The organism is Nocardiopsis sp. NPDC058631, assembly GCF_042716955.1.
Lineage (GTDB): Bacteria > Actinomycetota > Actinomycetes > Streptosporangiales > Streptosporangiaceae > Nocardiopsis.
The window spans coordinates 1-2884 of the sequence record NZ_JBHXQY010000169.1 but is presented as its reverse complement, the minus strand read 5'-3'; the positions used below and the strand labels follow the sequence as shown (position 1 = coordinate 2884).

Here is a 2884-nt window from a genome sequence, read left to right as displayed (position 1 = left end):
GGCCGGGGGGTTTGGGTTGCTCCGTTTTCCCCCCCCGGTGTGTGGGGGGCCGCCCGCGGCCCCCGACACCACCTCTCCGGCTACTCCTGCTTGGTCACCCGGGGGTGGGTGGCGAGCAGACGCCCCGACAACTCGTGCAAGGCCTTGACCTCCTGTTCCGACAAGGTGGCGAAGAACTCCGCCTCGGCGTTGGCAACGGACTCACGGGCCTCCTCCAGGACGCGCGCGGCCTTCTCCGTCGTCGTCACGATGTAGCGCCTCCGGTCCCGCGGGTTGCGTTCCCGTGTGGCCAGCCCCTCCTCCTCCAGCCTGTCGATCAGCCCCACCATCACGTTGGGGTCCACGCCGAGAACCCGGCTGAGCTCCTTCTGGGAGGGATTGGGCATCGACGCCGCGGCGGCCAGGACGTGGAACTCGCGGGAGGAGATCAGCTGGGGTCCGAAGATCGACGCGGTGGTCGCCTGCACCAGTTCGCCCAGCTTGATCAGCCGGAAACCGGTCGTGTGCCACAGGGGGGTGTCCCACTCGGCCGCGTTCTCCATAACTCGGTCACCCTCACTCCATAAATAATCACGAGTAATGATTATAGAACAACTATATAATATTTGGGATGTGAAACCATGGCGGACACCCACACCACACCCCTCCCTGCCAGGGAGAGGGCCCTGGTCACCGGCGCGACCGGGCTCCTGGGCAGCAACATCGTGCGCCTCCTGCTGAAGCAGGGACAGGAGGTCGTCGCCCTGGTCCGGGACCTGGACCGCGCACGTACGCTACTCCCCGCCGACCCCCGCCTGCGCCTGGTCGCCGGGGACGTCACCGAGCCCGACTCCTACCGGTCCCTCTTCGCCGGAGTGGACGAGGTCTTCCACACCGCCGCCTACTTCCGCGAGTACTTCCAGGACCCCTCCCTCACCGAGCCGCTGGAGAGGGTCAACGTGGCGGCGACCCGACTCGTCCTGGGCGGGGCCGCCGAGGCCGGAGTGCCGGTGTTCGTGCACACCAGCTCCATCAACACGCTGGCGCTGCGCGGGCCGCAGCAGCCCGCCGACGAGGCGACCCCGCCGCCGGAGAAGTACGCGAGGCTCCAGGTCTCCGAGTGCTATCCCTCCAGCAAGGTCCGCGCCGAGCGGGCGGTGGACGACATGGTCCGGTCCGGGCGGACCGGGTCCACCCGTGTCGCGGTGGTCCTTCCCGGCTGGATGTGGGGTCCGGGCGACGCCGGGCCCACCTCCGCGGGACGGCTCTTCCTCGGTGTGGCCAAGGGGGCGGTCAAGGCGGTGCCCAGGCTGTCCAACTACGTGGTGGACGCCCGCGACGTGGCGTTCGCGTGCGTGGCGGCCGCCCGGGTGGGCAGGCACGACCGCTACGTGGTGGCCGGGGTCAAGAGGTCCGTGCCGGGGCTGACCGGGGCGGTCGCCGCCGAGACGGGTGTGCGCGCCCCCCGGGCGGTCCCGGCCGGGCTGGCGGTGGCCGCCGCATCGCTGATGGAGCTCCAGGCCCGGCTGGGCGGAGGAGAGCCCACGGCCACCCGTGCCGGGGTGCGCGTGCTGCGCGAGGGCGAGGACCGGCACATCACCTCGGGCCTGGCCGAACGCGACCTGGGCGTGGAGTTCCGCTCCGTCGCCGACACCGTCGCCGCGACGGGGGCGTGGTACCGGCAGCAGGGGACGCTCCCCGCCGGGCCGGTGCGGGCGGCCACTGTCGGCTGAACCGCGCAGGGTCCGGCCGCCTCCGGGCGTCCGGACCCGTTTCCGGTGCGGTGCACCACGCGCTCAGGTCACTCGTCGAACAGTTCGTCGACGCTGGTGATGGCCAAGGACCTGTCGGCCCACGCGGCGAGCTGGTTCACGTCGCGGCACCGGCTGATCCGCTCGCGTGCCTCATCCGAGATGTCGATGCCCTTGGCCCCGAGGACCCTCAGGAGCATGTCGGCTTCACCTTCGGCCCTGAGACTGTCGGCCCAGGTACTGCTGTACTCGTACGTGTCCGCCATCATGAGTGTCTCCAGTGCCTTCTGTCCGTTGGTGTCGGCGAGCAGGTGCAGCGAGTATCCAATGTACTTCGCCGCCTTTTCCGGGTCGATGACGCTCAGGCCGCTGTGCAGGGCGTCCAGCACGTCTGTCCTTCTGTGACCGTGTGCCGCCGCCGACAGTACGCCCAGGGCCGGGGATGCGGCGACCGTCCCCGGTTCGGTGACGACCGGGATGTCGTCCGGCCCCACCACCAGGGGGCGCAGGACGAAACCGGGATGGCCGAGGTGGATGGGTTCGGCGTACCAGTCGGCCACGGACTGCTTCGGACAGACCACCAGGAGCGTGACCGGGCACTCGTGTCTCGACCGCAGTGCGGCCACGTATTCGGGCCAGGTGAAGCGTTTGCGCTCCTTCTGGTCGCGTTGGACCTCCACGACGATGCCCATCAGGTTGTCGGACCGGCCCTGCGGGCCGGGTCCGCGCAGCATGATCGCGACGTCGGAACGGCGTTCGACCGGATCGACGTGGCCGAGGTCGCAGGAGGTGACCTCGCTCCGGTCGTGGTCGGGAACGTTGACGCCGAGGTCCCGCAGGAAGCCGACCGCCATGTCCGGTGCGTCGGCGAACAACTCTGCGTATATCTGATGCTCTGGGGAGATTGCCACGAGTCACACGTTACACAGGGCTACTCATTGGTATGTGTGAGTGATCGTTATGTCTGTGAAGTGCTGTTTCGTGGTCCGGGGTACGAGAACGGGCCCGACCCTCCTGCCGCAGGAGTGGTCGGGCCCGCCGGAGCCGGTGCTAGGCCGCGTTCCGCGGATCATTCCGGGCTCGCAACCGCCAGGCTGCCTCTCGCTGCGCCGACCACGCTTGGACAGCCAGACCCGGGCTGACCTGCGCTACTC

General features: G+C 69.4%; 3 protein-coding genes. 1 reads left to right on the top strand and 2 read right to left on the bottom strand.

Annotated elements, in window-relative coordinates; genetic code table 11:
• Window positions 1-80: 80 nt before the first annotated feature.
• Window positions 81-542 carry a MarR family winged helix-turn-helix transcriptional regulator gene (locus ACFWTE_RS29370; protein ID WP_378783175.1) on the bottom strand — a complete coding sequence of 154 codons (462 nt, stop codon included), beginning with the start codon at window positions 540-542 and terminating at the stop codon, window positions 81-83.
• 78 nt (window positions 543-620) lie between these two features.
• Between ACFWTE_RS29370 and ACFWTE_RS29365 the strand changes: the two genes are divergently transcribed.
• The gene (locus tag ACFWTE_RS29365; RefSeq protein ID WP_378783174.1) at window positions 621-1712 is read left to right on the top strand and encodes an NAD-dependent epimerase/dehydratase family protein; all 1092 of its coding nucleotides are present in this window, start codon (window positions 621-623) and stop codon (window positions 1710-1712) included.
• Window positions 1713-1780: 68 nt separating this feature from the next.
• Here the strand turns inward: ACFWTE_RS29365 and ACFWTE_RS29360 are convergent, their stop codons facing one another.
• Window positions 1781-2605, bottom strand: a complete 825-nt coding sequence (locus tag ACFWTE_RS29360; protein ID WP_378783173.1) for a hypothetical protein — start codon at window positions 2603-2605, stop codon at window positions 1781-1783.
• Window positions 2606-2884 lie beyond the last annotated feature (279 nt).